General features: G+C 64.1%; 16 protein-coding genes. 4 read left to right on the forward strand and 12 right to left on the reverse strand.

Annotated features, from left to right (window positions below):
* Positions 1 to 4: 4 nt before the first annotated feature.
* Positions 5 to 805: a 6-hydroxymethylpterin diphosphokinase MptE-like protein gene (locus tag ACK59Z_RS02970; RefSeq protein WP_100773828.1), complete on the forward strand. Its 801-nt coding sequence runs from the start codon at positions 5 to 7 to the stop codon at positions 803 to 805.
* Positions 806 to 875: 70 nt separating this feature from the next.
* Positions 876 to 1,376, forward strand: a complete 501-nt coding sequence (locus tag ACK59Z_RS02975) for a methylated-DNA--[protein]-cysteine S-methyltransferase (RefSeq protein WP_409292362.1) — start codon at positions 876 to 878, stop codon at positions 1,374 to 1,376.
* 4 nt (positions 1,377 to 1,380) lie between these two features.
* Here ACK59Z_RS02975 and ACK59Z_RS02980 read toward each other — a convergent pair whose 3' ends face one another.
* Together ACK59Z_RS02980 and ACK59Z_RS02985 are read right to left on the reverse strand one after the other, a co-directional pair.
* On the reverse strand, positions 1,381 to 1,623 hold the full coding sequence (locus ACK59Z_RS02980; RefSeq protein WP_054888825.1) for a hypothetical protein: 243 nt from the start codon (positions 1,621 to 1,623) through the stop codon (positions 1,381 to 1,383).
* Complete coding sequence (locus ACK59Z_RS02985; protein WP_070096532.1) at positions 1,620 to 2,363, reverse strand: carbon-nitrogen hydrolase family protein; 744 nt, start codon at positions 2,361 to 2,363, stop codon at positions 1,620 to 1,622. Before ACK59Z_RS02985 ends, ACK59Z_RS02980 begins: the two co-directional genes overlap by 4 nt.
* A 214-nt stretch (positions 2,364 to 2,577) precedes the next feature.
* Between ACK59Z_RS02985 and ACK59Z_RS02990 the strand changes: the two genes are divergently transcribed.
* Positions 2,578 to 3,303, forward strand: coding sequence for a serine/threonine protein phosphatase (locus ACK59Z_RS02990; protein WP_108191069.1), 726 nt, complete (start codon positions 2,578 to 2,580; stop codon positions 3,301 to 3,303).
* Here ACK59Z_RS02990 and ACK59Z_RS02995 read toward each other — a convergent pair.
* Positions 3,251 to 3,865, reverse strand: a complete 615-nt coding sequence (locus ACK59Z_RS02995) for a LysE family translocator (RefSeq protein ID WP_108191070.1) — start codon at positions 3,863 to 3,865, stop codon at positions 3,251 to 3,253. The two genes, ACK59Z_RS02990 and ACK59Z_RS02995, sit on opposite strands and share 53 nt — an antisense overlap.
* 82 nt (positions 3,866 to 3,947) lie before the next feature.
* Positions 3,948 to 4,757 carry an AraC family transcriptional regulator gene (locus ACK59Z_RS03000; RefSeq protein ID WP_409292365.1) on the reverse strand — a complete coding sequence of 270 codons (810 nt, stop codon included), beginning with the start codon at positions 4,755 to 4,757 and terminating at the stop codon, positions 3,948 to 3,950.
* A 131-nt stretch (positions 4,758 to 4,888) separates the two neighbouring features.
* On the opposite strand from ACK59Z_RS03000, the gene ACK59Z_RS03005 reads away from it, so the two are divergent.
* Positions 4,889 to 5,512 carry a LysE family translocator gene (locus tag ACK59Z_RS03005; RefSeq protein WP_003248288.1) on the forward strand — a complete coding sequence of 208 codons (624 nt, stop codon included), beginning with the start codon at positions 4,889 to 4,891 and terminating at the stop codon, positions 5,510 to 5,512.
* On the opposite strand, the gene ACK59Z_RS03010 is transcribed toward ACK59Z_RS03005, so the two are convergent.
* From ACK59Z_RS03010 to ACK59Z_RS03045, 8 genes are all read right to left on the reverse strand, one after another.
* Positions 5,509 to 7,983, reverse strand: a complete 2,475-nt coding sequence (locus tag ACK59Z_RS03010) for an autotransporter outer membrane beta-barrel domain-containing protein (protein WP_409292367.1) — start codon at positions 7,981 to 7,983, stop codon at positions 5,509 to 5,511. The two genes, ACK59Z_RS03005 and ACK59Z_RS03010, sit on opposite strands and share 4 nt — an antisense overlap.
* Before the next feature lie 112 nt (positions 7,984 to 8,095).
* Positions 8,096 to 8,371, reverse strand: a complete 276-nt coding sequence (locus ACK59Z_RS03015) for a peptidylprolyl isomerase (RefSeq protein WP_004576651.1) — start codon at positions 8,369 to 8,371, stop codon at positions 8,096 to 8,098.
* A gap of 89 nt (positions 8,372 to 8,460) precedes the next feature.
* Positions 8,461 to 10,413 carry an acetoacetate--CoA ligase gene (locus ACK59Z_RS03020; RefSeq protein ID WP_409292369.1) on the reverse strand — a complete coding sequence of 651 codons (1,953 nt, stop codon included), beginning with the start codon at positions 10,411 to 10,413 and terminating at the stop codon, positions 8,461 to 8,463.
* A 92-nt stretch (positions 10,414 to 10,505) separates the two neighbouring features.
* Positions 10,506 to 10,985 (reverse strand): serine protease inhibitor ecotin, encoded by a 480-nt coding sequence (gene eco, locus ACK59Z_RS03025; RefSeq protein ID WP_033725262.1) that lies wholly within the window; start codon positions 10,983 to 10,985, stop codon positions 10,506 to 10,508.
* Between the two features lie 55 nt (positions 10,986 to 11,040).
* On the reverse strand, positions 11,041 to 11,811 hold the full coding sequence (gene hbdH / locus ACK59Z_RS03030) for a 3-hydroxybutyrate dehydrogenase (RefSeq protein WP_108191074.1): 771 nt from the start codon (positions 11,809 to 11,811) through the stop codon (positions 11,041 to 11,043).
* A 10-nt stretch (positions 11,812 to 11,821) separates the two neighbouring features.
* Entirely contained in the window at positions 11,822 to 13,213 is a 1,392-nt protein-coding gene (locus ACK59Z_RS03035) for a GntP family permease (protein ID WP_004576648.1), read from the reverse strand.
* Between the two features lie 225 nt (positions 13,214 to 13,438).
* Positions 13,439 to 14,821 (reverse strand): sigma-54-dependent Fis family transcriptional regulator, encoded by a 1,383-nt coding sequence (locus ACK59Z_RS03040; protein WP_108191075.1) that lies wholly within the window; start codon positions 14,819 to 14,821, stop codon positions 13,439 to 13,441.
* A gap of 59 nt (positions 14,822 to 14,880) precedes the next feature.
* Positions 14,881 to 15,500 (reverse strand): ABC transporter permease subunit (locus tag ACK59Z_RS03045; RefSeq protein ID WP_409292373.1); only part of this gene is annotated, 620 nt, incomplete at its 5' end.

Below are 15,500 nucleotides of genomic sequence, written 5' to 3' on the forward strand. Positions count from 1 at the left end.
ATTGATGAACATACTTCCGTCGCAGCCAAGCGCTGAACGCGGGGCGTTCTCCGGTTTCGAGGCGTGTCGCAATTCCCAGCAGGGCCCCGTGGTGATCCTCGCCTCCGGCGCTTCTGCCAAACATTTTCCGCTGGGCGAGTTTGCGCACTTGCCCATCATCGCCATGAATGGGTCGGTCGCCATGACCGCCGAACACGGCATCAAACCCTTCTTCTACGTGTGCACCGACAAAAGCTTTTGCCAGCAACAGCCGGCCTTGTTCGCCACTGCCATGCGCGACAGCGAACGCCTGGCCCTGTGGCCAGAGCAGTATGCGCGTGCCGATGTGCCAGCTCACACCCAGTGTTATGCCTTGCACAAAGCCGACACGCCGAGCCTGCTGGACGGTTTGCGCGGCCAGGGTGACAGTTGCGTGTGCAACCGGGCACTGTGGAGCAAACGCAGCCGCTCGATCGCCTTCAGTAAAGACATGGGCCATGGCTTTTTCGATGCCCGTACGGTGGCTTATGTGGCCTTGCAGTTGGCCTATCACCTGGGCTTCGAGGAAGTGTTGCTGGTGGGGGTTGACCTCGACCAGAGCGTCGGGCGCTTTTACGAGGACGGCCAAGGCCCTTCTTCGCCGTGCGGGCTCGACCAGCATTGGGACAGCCGCATCCTGCCGTCGTTGAAGCTGATGGCCAGGGAAGTGGTCAGCGAGCATTTCCATGTCTACAACCTGTCGGCAACATCACGCATTCCCGCTGAGCTGATCCCCAAGGTCACGCTCAGCCAGGCGCGGCACATTGCCGGCTGCGCAGTGAACTGAGCAAGAAAGCGGGTGCATCAAGGACTGTGGATGCGTACAGTGGGCCGATCGCAACTTGCAGGAGCCCGCTATGTCCAGCGCATTCACGATCATGCCATCGCCCGTCGGCATGCTGACCCTTGTGGCCCGTGGCAATTGCCTGGCAGCCGTAGTGTGGGAAGAGGAGCGGGAAAACCGCGTACGCCTGGGCGCACTGCACCGGGACGACCAGTGCCCGGTACTGCGGGAAACCGCTCGCCAGCTGGGCGGGTACTTTGACGGCAAGCGCCAGCGTTTCGAGCTGGCGCTGGACTTTGCCGGTACTGAGTTCCAGCGCCAGGTATGGGCCGCATTGCTGGCGATACCGTTCGGCGAAACCCGCAGCTACAGCGACATTGCCCGGCAGCTGGGCAACCCCAGGGCGGTACGCGCGGTTGGCGCTGCCAATGGCCGCAACCCGATTTCGATCATCGCCCCCTGTCACCGGGTGATCGGCGCGTCGGGCAGCCTGACCGGCTTTGCCGGTGGCCTGGTGGCCAAGCAGTATCTGTTGGCGCTGGAAGGGCGGCAAAGCCTGCCGCTGGACCTGTAAGGCGTCAACCGAACCCGCTGGCGATCAGGCAGGCCAGCACGGCCAGCACCGAGCCGGCGATCAGGGTGTATTGCCGCCGGGCCTGACGTGCGCGGGGCTCGACCTCACGCAGGTACTCGCCGGGCGTAGGCGCATCGGGCCGATGGCGCAAGCCCTCGGCCACATCGGCAAGTTGACCCTGAATCAGCAAGCCGACCAGGCAGTAGGTGCAGGCGTAACTCAGCAACGCTAGAAACAGATAGATCATGCAAGGTACGGGGCCAAGGGCAGGGTGATCGCGCTGGCACTGCGGGTGTCGAGTACGATCAGCCCTTCACTGTGGTCATCCAGGCTGGCCAGCAAGTGCCCCTGGCTGTCCCATGCTGCAGAACCGCCAGCACCGATGAAGGTGTCGGCCGGCCCCACACAGTTGGCCATCAACACCGGCATGCCCAGCTCACGTGCCACCTCTGGGTAGTGCGCGTATCCCTCGCGGATACCCTTGGCGGTTTTCGCAACGCTGACCAGGTACAGGTCGGCACCGCGCTCGCGGGCCACGGCGGCATGCGCCATGAACATCGATTCGTAGCAGATCGCCGGCGCCACCCGGTGCTCACCCACCTCCAGCAGCAATGCCTGATCACCTGGGGTGAAGTAAGGCAGCTCATCATCATGCAAGCGCTGCTTGGCATAGGCCTGGCGCGGCGCCTCAGGGCAGAAGATGGGCATGCCGATGCGTATGCCGTCGGGCGTTGGCAATGGCAGGCCCACGGCAACGGTAATACCCAAGCGGTCGCAGGCTGCCTGCAGCGGGTCCAGGCGCGCGGAGGTGACAGGCAGGGCGGCCTGGCGCGCCACACTCGGCTCATAGCCGGTCAGCGACAGCTCGGGGAACACCACCAGCTCGGCACCCAGGGCCGCAGCCTGCTCGATGCAAACCAGATGGCGCTGGAGGTTGCCTGGCAAATCGCCCTTGAGCGACGCCAGTTGTACGGCGCACAGTTTCATCAGAACCATTCCCTGGTGAAGATTGACGTGCCGAGCATACTATCGGCACCAACGCCTGTTCCAGTGAAGGGTTTTTCAGGAAGCCTGGGGTGCGCAGCAAAACGCCCCCCGACCTGCGCAGCCACGGTACCTTGTGCCATGCTGTCCAGTGACAGCGCCATGCGCACGGCCCGCGCCAAGGTGGGCAGGGTGCTACCAGCGGAGGAACACTGTAATGGCACGGTTTCGGCGGATGATCGCCAATATCCGGGGACGGGATCTGGCCGTAGGCGATATCCATGGCCACTTCCAGCGCCTGCAGCAATGCCTGGATGCGGTAGGGTTCGATCCGGCGGTGGACCGCCTGTTCAGCGTGGGTGACCTAGTCGACCGTGGGCCGCACAGCGAGGCAGCGCTGGACTGGCTGGCCCAGCCTTGGTTCCATGCCGTCCAGGGCAATCATGAGGCCTTGGCAATCACCCGCGTGCGCGGTGGGCGGCTCGACCTGGGCATGTACCGCGCCGCCGGGGGTGGTTGGTTCCTCGACTTGCCGCGGCACGAGCAACTGCGTTTCGTGGAGCGTTTCGAGCAGTTGCCGATTGCCATGGAAGTGGAGAGTGCGGACGGTCTGGTAGGCCTGCTGCATGCCGACAGCCCGTTTGCCGACTGGGCAGTCTTACGCTCCTGGCTGGAGCTGGATGACGACCCTGACGTGCGCCAAGTGTGCCAGTGGTCACGTCGGCGCCTGAAAGAGGGTGACACCCAACCGGTGCAGGGCCTGCGAGCCCTGCTGGTCGGCCACACCCCGGTGCTGGAGGCCAAGCTGCTAGGCAATGTGTGGCACCTGGACACGGGGGGCTGGGCCAGCGGCCATTTCACCTTGGTCGACATGCGCACCTTGCAACGGGTCAGCCCAGAGCCAGATGCAGCAACAACGCCCCCGCCAACATCACCAGCATGACCCCCGAGGCCCGCTCCAGCCACGCCAGGCTGCGGGCGAATCGTCGCAGTACCCGCTGGTTGCCGATGGCCACGGCAACCAGCAAGTCCCAGAGCAGGACGATGCTGAACATCCATAGGGCGTAGGCCGCTTTCCAGCCGGGGCTGACGCTGGCGACCATGCTGGCCAGGCTGGCATAGAACAGCGCGTTCTTGGGGTTGAGGATGCCGGACAAGAAGCCCATGCCCAAACTGCGCCACCAGCCATGCACCCGCTGGCTGCCGGCGACTGAGCCCAGGCTGGTTTGCCCGGCATGGCGCAGGAACAGCACGCCGATGTACAGCAGGTAGCTGGCCCCGGCCAGTTGCAGGGCGGTGAACAGCAGGCTGCCCTGCTGCAGTACCGAAAGCCCGGTGAAGGCGATGACGATGAACGCGCCATTGGCCAGCGCTATGCCCAGGCAAGCGCCGCTGGCGATGCGCCAGCCGCTGTTGATCGCGTTGCGTGCGACCAGGAAAAAGTCCGGGCCAGGTGAGAGCAGGGCAAGGAAGTGGGCCAGGGCGATGATCATGAATTGTTGCATTGGGGGCGGCTCTGCGGAAAAACCGCAGTCTGCTGCCGGGCCCGTTCTGGCGTATTGAACAATATTGCACCTGCAGCGGCCTTCAGTTTCCGCGGTACTGCCCCGGCGTAACCCCCACATGGGCCTTGAACACCCGCTGGAAATGGCTTTGGTCAGCAAAGCCAAGCTGGTAGGCCACTTCCGCCAGGGCCAGCCCTTCACTCAACAGTTGCCGCCCGCGATTGACCCGGGCATTGAGCAGGTAGGCATGCGGGGTAAACCCGGTAGCCGCTCGAAACGCGCGGATCAGTTGATAGCGCCCAAGCCCGGCCTCCCGCGCCAATACCTCCAGGCTCAATTGCGCAGGGTCCTGGTGTTCGATGCGTGCAAGCAACCCGTTCAAGGTGGCAGCTTTCAGGACGGGGGGCGCTGCCAGCGGTGGGTGCCGGGCAACGTCCAGGTCCCCCAGAAAGGCAATCAGCGCCGCATCTTTCTCGCCGTTGCAGGCACTGGAAAACAGTAACCTGTTCAGCGCGCAGAACTGCCGATATACCTCAGCCTCCCTGCAGATACGCACCGGTTCGCCGGCTTCGATACCGCCAAAGCCCGACTCCAGGCGTAACTGCGTCAGCCAGTCGGCATCCACATGCAGCATCTGATAGCTCCACGCCAGGCCGGGGGCCGGGTTGCAGGCATGCACGCGGTGGGCCGGGACCAGTACCAGCGTGCCGGGCGCCAAGTGATGCTGCCCGTCGGCAGCCCCGGTGAAATGGCTGCGGCCAGCATCCACCGCACCGATGGAAAACGTCGGGTGGCTGTGGGCCTTGTAGCAGGCCCGGCTGTGGCAGGCGCGCCGGCTTTCGACATGTGCCAGGGCCGGGTCGCGCCACAGGGCGGCGTGGGAACGGGGCATTGCAGGCTCCTCGGTATTGTCGGCAGGGTAACAGGTGCCGCGCACCCGTACAGTTTTTATCGCTGGCTGTTACTTGACCGCAGGGCCCGGAACGCGCCGAAATAGAGGGCTGTTGTCAGAGGAAAACGAGAATGGACCTTTCAAGCCTGCTGCTCTTCATCCCCGCCTGCTTTGCCTTGAACATGGCGCCAGGGCCCAACAACCTGTTGTCACTGCACAACGCCAGCCGTTACGGCCTGCGCACCGCCTGTGTGGCTGGCGCCGGCCGTATCCTTGCCTTCTGCGGCATGATCGCCCTGGCAGCGATGGGCCTGGCAGTGGTGTTGCATACCAGCGAATACCTGTTCCTGGCCATCAAGGTGGTGGGCGCGGCCTACCTGTTCTACATCGCCTGGCAACTGTGGCGCGCACCCGTGAGCGAGGCCGTGGTGGCAAGCGATCACCCAGGCGGCACTTGGCGCCTGGCGCGCCAGGAGTTCTGGGTGGCGGCCGGCAACCCCAAGGCCATCCTGATCTTCACCGCCTTCCTGCCGCAGTTCGTCTCGGTCGGTAGCAGCACCCCGGTGAGTGAGCAGTTCCTTTGGCTGGGTGTGTTGTTCCTGCTGCTGGAATGGGCGGCCATTGCCATCTACTCAGGCCTGGGCGCCTACATGCAGCGCTGGTTCAGCCAGCCCGGCCCACGCCGGATGTTCAACCGGGTCAGCGCTTCCTTGCTGGGTTGCGCGGGCCTCGGTCTGCTGGCTGCGCGCCGCTAGAACTGCCAGCGCACGCCCAGGTTAACGCCGCTGGCTTCCTGCTGGCGGCTGTCCAGATTGGCGGTGTACTGCACGCCGCCATGCAGGCTCAGCGCTTCGTTGACCTGCGCGACCACACCGCTTTCCAGTTGCACTGAGGTATAGCGGTAATCGGTCTTGATCTTGTCTGCGTCATCGAAGCTCAAGGTGTCGCGCCCACCGTCGCCGTGCCACAGGTTGACCTGCGCATAGGGCTGCAACAGGCGCCCGCTGCTCCCCGTGAACGCACCCTCCAGGCGCAGGCCCAAACGGCCGGTCAGCTCGACCTGGGCGTCATGACGGATGCGCGAGACGCTGTCGCTGGCGCTTTCCAGCGCGACCTTTTGCGCAATCAGCTGAGCTTGCGGTTCCACGCGCCAGCGCTCGGACAGGGTGATGGGGTAGCCCGATTCCAGTGAAGCTGTCCAGGCGTGGCCGTCGAGGTTCAGCGTGTCGCCACGCTCGGAGCGGGCGCGGCCATCCAGGCGGGTGTACTGCAACACCGCGTCCAGGTACGCGCCCTGTGGCCCGACCAGCGTCCAGTAGGTGCCCACGCTATCGCCATCGAGCTTCAGGTCGCCCACGCTGCGGTCGTGAACGGCCAGGGCAAACCCTTTGACGTGGGCGTCCAGGCGGCTATGGCTTACGTAGATACCGACATGCTGGCGGTAACCGTTCTCGCCAACCTTGGCATACAGGTCCTGGCCCACCTTGAAACCGTACAGGTCGCCATCCAGGCTCGGGCTGACCGTGCCGCTCCATTGCTGGCGCAGCGTGCCGCCGTAGGCTTGCCCCCAGCTGGCGGGCAGGGCGCTTTCACCCTGCAGTAACAGCTGGTCGCCCTGGCGTTGGTGGAAGGTGCCCAATGCCTGACGGGCGATGATCGCGGCACCCCGCGGCGCTGCGGCATACACCGGGACCTCGGGGCGGTACAGCGGCAGGCTTTGGCCCTGCACCGGCGCAGGCAGCTCGGCCTGGCCGGGCGCAGGCGCAGCGACGGGGGGAGTGACGGCCGGGGCGATCACCGGCGGCTCGCCCGGTGCCGGCACAGGGGCTGGGGCGGGTGGCGCAACCAGCGTCGAGCGCAGGTACCAGCTGTTTTCACTGCCGGCAGTGACGCCCCCTTTGAACAGCCGATAGTCGTAGGCTCCGGCCGATAGCCTTTGGGTCTGTACAAAGGCGGTGGCCGTGCTGGTGGCGCCGTCACGGGCTTCGACCACCTGGATGCCGTTCTGCGCCGTCGCCGCACCTGCGCCCTTGAGGTTGTTGATGAGCACCTGGGTAGAGCCGGCGATGGCGCCGCGGCTGACCACCAGGCGATCGGAAGCAGCGCCATCGCCTTCCAGCACGCTGTTCAGGCGCAGGGTGCCGTTGATGCCGGTGTAATCGCCCTCGATGCGCAAGCGGCCCATGGCATCATTGCCGGCGGTGAGGTCAAGTGTGCCTGCGTTGCTGATTGCGGCGCGCTGGCCAGGGGCAAACGCAGTGATCACCCCTTGGCGTGACGTGATGCGGCTGCTGGCGTCGAGGGCGAGGCTGCCCGTGCTGCTGTTGCTGTCGCCCAGTACCAGCGTGTCATCCAGTGCCAGCCGGCTGCCGTTGTTCAGTGCCACGCGCTCCCAATTCACATAGTGGGCACCGCCTGCCGGCTGGCTGGCATCGAACGTCAGGCTGTCGTTACCTTCGCCGCCGTCCAACGTGATACTGAGCACCTCGGGCGTAAGGCCTTTGAGCAGCGCCGTGTCATCACCTGGCCCGGCATCCACGCGCCCGCCAATACGGCCTCCGTCCCAGGTGAAGCGGTCGTTGCCAGTGCTCAGCAACACATCGCCGCCAACCTGGCCACCGTGCACCAGCACCTGGTCGTCGCCACCGCTGACGCTGATGTTGCCGCCGATGTTGCCCTCGAAGACTTCGATGTAGTCCTTGTCGAAGGCCGTGATGACATTCCGGTCGACGCTGCCGCCACGCATGATGAAGGTGTTCTCGTCCAGCCGCATGTTGACGTTGCCGATACGTCCGTCGTCCATTTCGGCATAGTCGCCGCTGTCGAACGTGCCCTTGATCCAGCCGCCGCTCATGTGAAAGGTGTCCAGGCCATCACCCTGGTTGAGGTTGCCTTCGATGACGCCGCCGCTCATGACGAAGTCATCGATGCCGGCGCCCTGGTTGACGTTGCCGCCGATGCTGCCAGAGCCCATGTCGATGCTGTCTTTGCCGGCGCCGAAGGTTACGTCGCCGGTAATGGCGCCGCTACCGGATGCCGGGAATACCAGGCGGTTATCGCCGCTGCTGTCCACCAACGCGGGTGCGGTGCCGCTGTCACAGGTGTAGGTGTCGTTATCCGGGCCGGGTGCGAAGGTGCAATTTGCTTGGGCGGGCGTGACCATGCCCAGCAGCGGGAGCGAACCCAGGGTCAGCATCAGGCGTAGACGCATCAGGAAAACCTCCATTCACCAGGGAAACCTGCGCACCACGCGTGGTGCACAGGGTTACCGGGGTTGTATAGAGGAGTGCGTCACGACCACAACTGGCAAAAATGTCAGGTGGCAAAGGGCTAGCGCGTTAGTCGCGGTAGAACGTTTGCACCAGGTGGTAGCCGAATTTGCTCTTGATCGGCCCGTGTACCACACGCAAAGGCTTCTTGAAGATCACCTGGTCGATGGCGCCGACCATCTGCCCGGGGCGAATTTCGCCCAGGTCACCACCGCGCTTGCCCGATGGGCAAAGAGAGCACTTTTTGGCGAGCACGTCGAAAGCCTCACCGTTGGCGATGCGCTGCTTGAGCTTTTCGGCTTCGTCAGCGGTCTTGACCAGTATGTGGCGGGCTTGGGCTTTCATGGGCTACCTGTGCATCGGGGAAAAAGGCGGCATTATGCCTGATTGAGTCCTGTTGTAGCGATCGCGCCTAAATGGCCGCGCGATGAATGTCAGCTCTTCAGCTCTGCGCGATCACGAAACTGATCAAGCGCCTCCGGGTTGGCCAGGGCATCGGTGTTTTTCACCGGCAACCCATGCACCACATCGCGAATCGCCAGTTCCACCAGCTTGCCACTGATGGTGCGCGGTATGTCGCTGACCTGGGCGATCACCGCCGGGACATGGCGGGGTGTGGTGTACTGGCGTATCACCTGGCGGATGTGCTGGCGCAGGGCGTCATCCAGCTGCAGGCCGTCGTGCAGACGCACGAACAGCACCACCCGCACATCCCCGTTCCAGTCCTGGCCGATGGCCACGCTTTCAACAACCTGTTCGACTTTTTCCACCTGGCGGTAGATCTCCGCCGTGCCAATGCGCACACCGCCCGGGTTGAGCACAGCGTCGGAGCGACCGTGGATCACCATGCCCCCGCTGGCACGCTGCTCGGCGTAGTCGCCTTGGGCCCACACCCCCGGAAACTGACTGAAGTAAGCATCGTGGTAACGGCGACCGTCCGGGTCGTTCCAGAAACCGAGTGGCATCGAGGGGAAGTTGCGCGTGCACACCAGCTCGCCTTTTTCGTCCACCACGGGCTGACCCTGCTCGTTCCACACCTCCACCGCCATACCCAGGCCCTTGCACTGGATTTCGCCGCGACGCACAGGCAGGGTCGGGTTGCCCAGCACGAAGCAGGAGACAATGTCCGTGCCGCCCGACATGGACACGAGCCACAGGTCGGCCTTGATCTTGTCGTACACATAGTCATAGCTGTGCGGTGACAGCGGCGAACCGGTGGACAGCAGCAGCCGCAGGCTGGTCAGGCAGTGGCTGGTGGCAGGTTCCAGGCCTGCCTGCTCCAGTGCCGCCAGGTACTTGGCGCTGGTGCCGAAGGCGTGGATGCCCTCGGCCTCTATCAGGTCCAGAAGGCGCTCGGGGCCTGGGTGGAACGGCGAGCCGTCGTACAGCACCAGCGTGGCACCCACCGCCAGGCCGCTGGCCAGCCAGTTCCACATCATCCAGCCGCAGGTGGTGTAGTAGAACAGCACGTCATCGGCCTTCAGGTCGTTGTGCAGGCCGTGTTCCTTGAGGTGCTGCAACAGCACGCCTCCGGCGCGATGGACAATGCACTTGGGGACGCCAGTGGTGCCACTGGAATAGAGGATGTACAGCGGGTGGTCGAACGGCAGCGGGGTGAAATGGGGCTCGCCGCCGGGCTGGAAGAGGTCATCCCACAGGCTGACGTTGGCTGCCTGGAATTCGTCGGCACGCGTGCCTTTGCGGGTATGGGGCACCACGATCAGTTGCTCCAGGCCAGGCAACTGCGCACACACCTGGTTGACCTTGGTCACCTGGTCGATGGCCTTGCCAGCATACTCGTAACCGGCGCAGACGATCAGCAGCTTGGGTTCGATCTGGCCGAAGCGGTCGATGATGCCGTGCACGCCGAACTCGGGCGAGGAGGTAGACCAGACCGCGCCAAGGCTGGTGCAGGCGAGCATGGCCACCAGTGTTTGCCAGGTGTTGGGCATGATGGCGGCTACCCGGTCGCCCGGGACGATACCTGCAGCCTTGAATGCCGTTTGCAGCCCGGCCACCTGTGCGGCCAGTTCGGCATGGGTGAACACTTCGCGTTGGCCGTCTTCGCGCACGGCGACCACGGCCGGGCGGTCGTCGCGGCGGCGCAGCAGGTGTTCGGCAAAGTTCAGGGTGGCATTGGCGAACCACTGTGCATCGGGCATTTGCGGCCCTTCGCTGAGCACCTGGCTGGGCGGCGTATGCCAATGAACGTTGAAATACTCGGCCAGGGTTTGCCAGAAGGCGGGGCGCTGTTCGATGCTCCAGCCGTGCAGGGCCTGGTAGTCGTTGAGTTGCAGGTTGTAGCGCAGGTTGACCCGGCGGCGGAAGGCATCCATCCGGCTGGCCTCGATCTGCGTTGTGGACGGGCGCCAGAGCACATCGTTCATGCCGAATCTCCTTTACCGGAACAAAAACAGGCTCAGGGCAGGATCAGCCTTGTGGTGCGAAGAGGCTGACCCTGCAGAGAAAGCGGTCCTGCCTACTCTACTTTAGCCTTCTGCACATCCTGCGATGCCGACCACACGCGGTAACGCACTTCGACATCCTTGGGCACATACACCACCACCGGCAGCTTGCTGTTGTAGCGCAGCAGGAAGCCATCGCCGACCACCGGCACGAAGGCCTCGGTCTTCTTGCTGTCCGGGCAGGCCATCAGCGTGCTGGCCGGGCCGCTGACGTTGTCCAGGCGGTAGTAATCGTAGCCCCAGCCTTCCAGGGTGCGTGCTTCAAGGTTGCCGCCCAGTCGCTGACGATTGCAGTCGACCTGCAGCGTCTTGCCAGCCAGGATTTCCAGTTTATAGGCCGACTCGTCGGCCTGGGCCGGCAGGTGGATAACCTGCCGGGTGAAGCCTTTTTCCGCCTCGGGGTAGGGCGCGATGTCCTTCAGGCTGGCGGCCATCGCAGGTGCGGCGGCGGCCAGGCTAAGGGCCAGAATCGCGGTCATTGGGGTAGGGCGCATAAGGCCTCCTTGCTGATAAACGAATGCGGGACCGTTGCCAGGCCCAGGCCGCCCGTCACTGGGCCAACCAGCCACCGTCGACGTTCCAGGCGGCGCCCCGAACCTGGCTACCGGCCTCGCTGCACAGGAAGAGTACCAGCTCACCGAGGTGTTCGGGGGTGACGAAGGCCAGCGATGGTTGTTTTTCTGCCAGCAGATCGTGCTGCGCTTGCAGCCGATCGCCACCCTGGGCCGCACGATCGTCGATCTGCTTTTGCACCAGCGGTGTCAGCACCCAGCCCGGGCAAATGGCATTGCAGGTGACATGACTGGTGGCGGTTTCCAGGCCTACCACCTTGGTCAGGCCGACCACACCATGCTTGGCTGCCACGTAGGCTGCCTTGCCCATCGAGCCGACCAGGCCATGCACCGAAGCGATATTGATGATGCGCCCCCAGTTGCGCGTGCGCATGCCCGGCAGCGCCAGGCGTGTGCCATGGAATACGGCCGACAGGTTCAGGGCGATGATCTTGTCCCAGCTTTCTGGCGGGAACTGCTCAACCGGTGCCACATGCTGGATACCGGCGTTGTTGACCAGGATGTCGACGCCGCCGAACTCACGTTCGGCCAGGTTGAACAAGGCCTCGATCTGGATCACCTCCGACAGGTCGGCCGGGTGATGCACAACCTTCACCCCGTGCCGGGCGATTTCCGCCATGGCGGGGCCCGGGTCGCCAAAGCCGTTGAGCACGATGTTGGCGCCAGCCCGGGCCAATACCTGGGCGATGCCCAGGCCAATGCCGCTGGTGGAACCGGTGACGAGTGCAGTTTTGCCTTCAAGGGTCATGCCATGCTCCTTAGACGATGCCAGTGGCGTAGAACGTGGCGATGACCACGAACACCGCCAGGGTCTTGATCAGGGTAATACCAAAAATGTCCTTGTAGGCCTCGCGGTGGGTGAGGCCAGTCACCGCCAGCAAGGTGATCACCGCGCCGTTGTGCGGCAGGGTGTCCATGCCGCCGCTGGCCATGGCGGCCACCCGGTGTAGCACTTCCAGCGGGATGTCGGCCGCGTGGGCGGCGGCAATGAAGGTGTCGCCCATGGCCGCCAGGGCGATGCTCATGCCGCCCGAAGCAGAGCCGGTGATGCCGGCCAGCAAGGTCACGGTGATGGCTTCGTTCACCAAGGGGTTGGGGATGCCGCGCAGGGCATCGGCCAGCACCAGAAAACCCGGCAGCGAGGCGATTACCGCGCCAAAGCCGTATTCCGAAGCGGTGTTCATGGCTGCCAGCAAGGCACCGCCCACCGCGCTTTTGGTGCCTTCGGCCAGGCGTGTACGAATGGCGCCAAAGGCGCACACCAGGACCATCAGGATGCCCACCAACAACGCGGCCTGCACAGCCCAGATGGCCGTCAGCTTGGCCACGTCGCTTTGTACCGGTGCACTCATGCCTGGCAGTTGCAGGCTGTGACTGGGGCCATACCATTGTGGTATCCAGTGGGTGAACACCAGGTTCATCACCCCCACCAGTATCAGCGGCGACAGCGCCAGCCAGGGGTTGGGCAGGCTCAGGTCGGCAGCGGTTTCCGGTTCGTTGCGCAAGTCGGTGCCATAACCTTCACCGGCGCGCAGGGCCTTGTTGCGCTGGCGCTGCAGGTAGGCCATGCCGGTAAGGAACACGAACAGCGTGCCGATCAGGCCCAGCCACGGTGCGGCCCAGGCGGTGGTGTTGAAGAAGGTGCTGGGGATGATGTTCTGGATTTGTGGGGTGCCGGGCAAGGCGTCCATGGTGAACGAGAATGCACCCAGGGCGATGGTGGCCGGTATCAGGCGTTTGGGGATGTTGCTCTGACGGAACATTTCGGCGGCGAACGGGTACACCGCGAACACCACCACGAACAGCGAAACACCGCCGTAAGTGAGCAGGGCACAGACCAGTACGATGACCAGCATCGCCTGGCGGGTGCCGAGCAGGCGGATGGCCGCGGCGACGATCGAGCGGGAGAAGCCGGACAGCTCGATCAGCTTGCCGAACACCGCGCCCAGCAGGAATACCGGGAAGTACAGTTTGATGAAACCGACCATTTTCTCCATGAACACCCCCGTGAACGCAGGGGCGACGGCAGCAGGGTCGGTGAGCAGGACAGCGCCGAGGGCGGCAATGGGGGCGAAGAGGATTACGCTGTAACCGCGGTAGGCGGCCAGCATCAGCAAGGCCAAAGCAGCGAGTGCGATGAGCACGGTCATCGGGGTGGGTCTCCTGGGTGAGTCTTGTTTTTATCGTTGAGCAGGAGATAGCGGGAATCGTGCCAACTATGTAACTGGCTGATTTGTAAGGGTTAAAGGGTTTTGTTAGAAGTCTGTGTCTACATTCAGAGACGCCATGGGCTGCCTTACAGCCCATCGCTGGCTTGCCTGTGTTAAAGGGCGGAGCTCTGGCGGTAATCTCAAATCAGAAACAAAAGTCTCCAATCAGAGACCAAGTGCCGCCATCTTCTTGTACAGCGTCGACCGCCCCAGCCCTAAGGCTGCCGCTGCCTCTGGCACTTTTCCTCCCTGTTCGGCCAGCGCCCCGGCAATCAGGTCGCGTTCAAAGGCCTCGCACGCGTCACGGTAGCGCTGCCGCACGGGCGCTTCAGCCAGCGGGCTCAATGGCCCCAATGCCGCACGCAGGTCCGCAACCCCCAACCGGGGCTGATCCGCCAGCAGGGTCGCGCGCTCCAGCACATTGCGCAGCTCGCGAATGTTCCCCGGCCACGCATGCCTGGCCAGCAGTTGCTGCGCTTCAGCTTCCAGCTCGTACTGGCTGCCCAGCTCAGCCAATATGGCCTCGCACAGCGCGGGCAGGTCCTCAAGCCGTTGTCGCAACGGCGGGACTTCGATCGGCAGCACATTCAGCCGGTAATACAGGTCGGCGCGGAAGGCCCCGCGGGCCATGGCTGCCTGCAGGTCGATGGAGGTGGCGGCAATGATGCGCACATCGCTGCGCAGCATTTGGTTCGACCCGACCGGTTCGTATTCCTTTTCCTGCAGCACCCGCAGCAGCTTGCTCTGCAGGGCCAGCGGCATGTCGCCGATCTCGTCGAGGAACAGCGTGCCGCCTTCGGCCAGTTGCAGCTTGCCGCTGCGGCCTTTGCGGTCTGCGCCGGTAAAGGCACCCGGCGCGGTGCCGAAGAATTCGGCTTCCAGCAGCGTCTCGGGGATGGCGGCGCTGTTGATGCTGACAAAAGCTTTGTGTGCCCGTGCTGACGCTGCGTGAATGGCGTGGGCCAGCAGCTCCTTGCCGGTGCCGGTTTCGCCCAGCAGCAACACGGGCGAATCACTGCCGGCGCCACGCCGGGCGCGTCGCTTGGCTTCCAGGCTGGGCGCGCTGCTGCCTACGAACTGGGCGAAGCTGTATTTGGCCTGGCGGGCGCGCAGTTGCGAGCGGGTCGAGGCCAGTTCCTGCTGCATGCTGGCGTAGCGCTTGAGCAGCGGCGATAGGCTGCGCAGTTCGTCGAACAGGGCAAAGCCAATGGCGCCGATCAGCGCGCCCTGGTCATCGTGGATGGGCAGGCGCATGACCACCAACGGCTCGTTCGGCGTGTCGAGCATGTCCAGCAGGATGGGGCGGCCATTGCTCACCACGTCGCGCATCAGGCTGCCGGGGATCACTGTTTCGCACGGCTGGCCGATGGCACTGGCAGCGTCGGCCAGGCCAAAGCGCCGAGCGTAGCGTTCGTTCATCCAGACGATGCGTGCCTGGCGGTCGACGATCACCGTGCCTTCGCTGGACTGTTCGATGATCTCGAACAGCGATCGGATCGCCAGTTGCCGTACCTGGGGGTAGTCCTTGAGGCTGTTGCTGTCGTGCATGGGTGAACATCCTGAATCATGTATTGGCACAAGCCTGCGAAAAGGCCAGGCCTGAAAACTCATCGTCGGGGGTCAAACGCCTCACGCAAGGCATCCCCGATAAACACCAGCAGCGACAGGATCACCGCCAGCGCAAAGAACGCGGTAAAGCCCAGCCACGGCGCCTCCAGGTGCTGCTTGCCCTGGGTCACCAGCTCGCCCAGCGAGGCGCTGCCCGCTGGCATGCCAAAGCCCAGAAAGTCCAGCGCGGTCAGTGTGGTAATCGCCCCGGTCAGCATGAACGGCACATAGGTCAGCGTGGCATTCATGGCATTGGGCAAGATATGCCGCAACATTACCTGACTGTCCGGTAACCCCAACGCCCGCGCAGCCTTTACATACTCAAGGTTGCGCCCACGCAGGAACTCGGCGCGCACGACGTCGACCAGGGTCAGCCAGGAGAACAGCGCCATGATCCCCAGCAGCCACCAAAAATCCGGTTCGACGAAACCGCTGAGGATGATCAACAGATACAACACTGGCAACCCCGACCATACCTCCAGCAAGCGCTGGCCGAACAGGTCGACCCAGCCCCCGTGGTAGCCTTGCAGGGCGCCCGCCGCCACGCCTATGAGCACACTGACCACGGTTAGGGCAAAGGCGAACAGCAGCGATACCCGCGTGCCATAAAGCACCCGCG

The organism is Pseudomonas sp. KCJK9058, from assembly GCF_046230975.1.
Lineage (GTDB): Bacteria > Pseudomonadota > Gammaproteobacteria > Pseudomonadales > Pseudomonadaceae > Aquipseudomonas > Aquipseudomonas alloputida.

What these genes read in the sequence shown, in the direction of transcription:
- eco (WP_033725262.1), bottom strand. Translation starts at nt 10,985, where the DNA reads ATGCGCCCTACCCCAATGACCGCGATTCTGGCCCTTAGCCTGGCCGCC.
- ACK59Z_RS02985 (WP_070096532.1), bottom strand. Translation starts at nt 2,363, where the DNA reads ATGAAACTGTGCGCCGTACAACTGGCGTCGCTCAAGGGCGATTTGCCA.
- ACK59Z_RS02980 (WP_054888825.1), bottom strand. Translation starts at nt 1,623, where the DNA reads ATGATCTATCTGTTTCTAGCGTTGCTGAGTTACGCCTGCACCTACTGC.
- ACK59Z_RS02995 (WP_108191070.1), bottom strand. Translation starts at nt 3,865, where the DNA reads ATGCAACAATTCATGATCATCGCCCTGGCCCACTTCCTTGCCCTGCTC.
- ACK59Z_RS03010 (WP_409292367.1), bottom strand. Translation starts at nt 7,983, where the DNA reads ATGGAGGTTTTCCTGATGCGTCTACGCCTGATGCTGACCCTGGGTTCG.
- ACK59Z_RS03040 (WP_108191075.1), bottom strand. Translation starts at nt 14,821, where the DNA reads ATGCACGACAGCAACAGCCTCAAGGACTACCCCCAGGTACGGCAACTG.
- ACK59Z_RS02970 (WP_100773828.1), top strand. Translation starts at nt 5, where the DNA reads ATGAACATACTTCCGTCGCAGCCAAGCGCTGAACGCGGGGCGTTCTCC.
- ACK59Z_RS03015 (WP_004576651.1), bottom strand. Translation starts at nt 8,371, where the DNA reads ATGAAAGCCCAAGCCCGCCACATACTGGTCAAGACCGCTGACGAAGCC.
- hbdH (WP_108191074.1), bottom strand. Translation starts at nt 11,811, where the DNA reads ATGACCCTTGAAGGCAAAACTGCACTCGTCACCGGTTCCACCAGCGGC.
- ACK59Z_RS03000 (WP_409292365.1), bottom strand. Translation starts at nt 4,757, where the DNA reads ATGCCCCGTTCCCACGCCGCCCTGTGGCGCGACCCGGCCCTGGCACAT.
- ACK59Z_RS02990 (WP_108191069.1), top strand. Translation starts at nt 2,578, where the DNA reads ATGGCACGGTTTCGGCGGATGATCGCCAATATCCGGGGACGGGATCTG.
- ACK59Z_RS03020 (WP_409292369.1), bottom strand. Translation starts at nt 10,413, where the DNA reads ATGAACGATGTGCTCTGGCGCCCGTCCACAACGCAGATCGAGGCCAGC.
- ACK59Z_RS02975 (WP_409292362.1), top strand. Translation starts at nt 876, where the DNA reads ATGTCCAGCGCATTCACGATCATGCCATCGCCCGTCGGCATGCTGACC.
- ACK59Z_RS03005 (WP_003248288.1), top strand. Translation starts at nt 4,889, where the DNA reads ATGGACCTTTCAAGCCTGCTGCTCTTCATCCCCGCCTGCTTTGCCTTG.
- ACK59Z_RS03035 (WP_004576648.1), bottom strand. Translation starts at nt 13,213, where the DNA reads ATGACCGTGCTCATCGCACTCGCTGCTTTGGCCTTGCTGATGCTGGCC.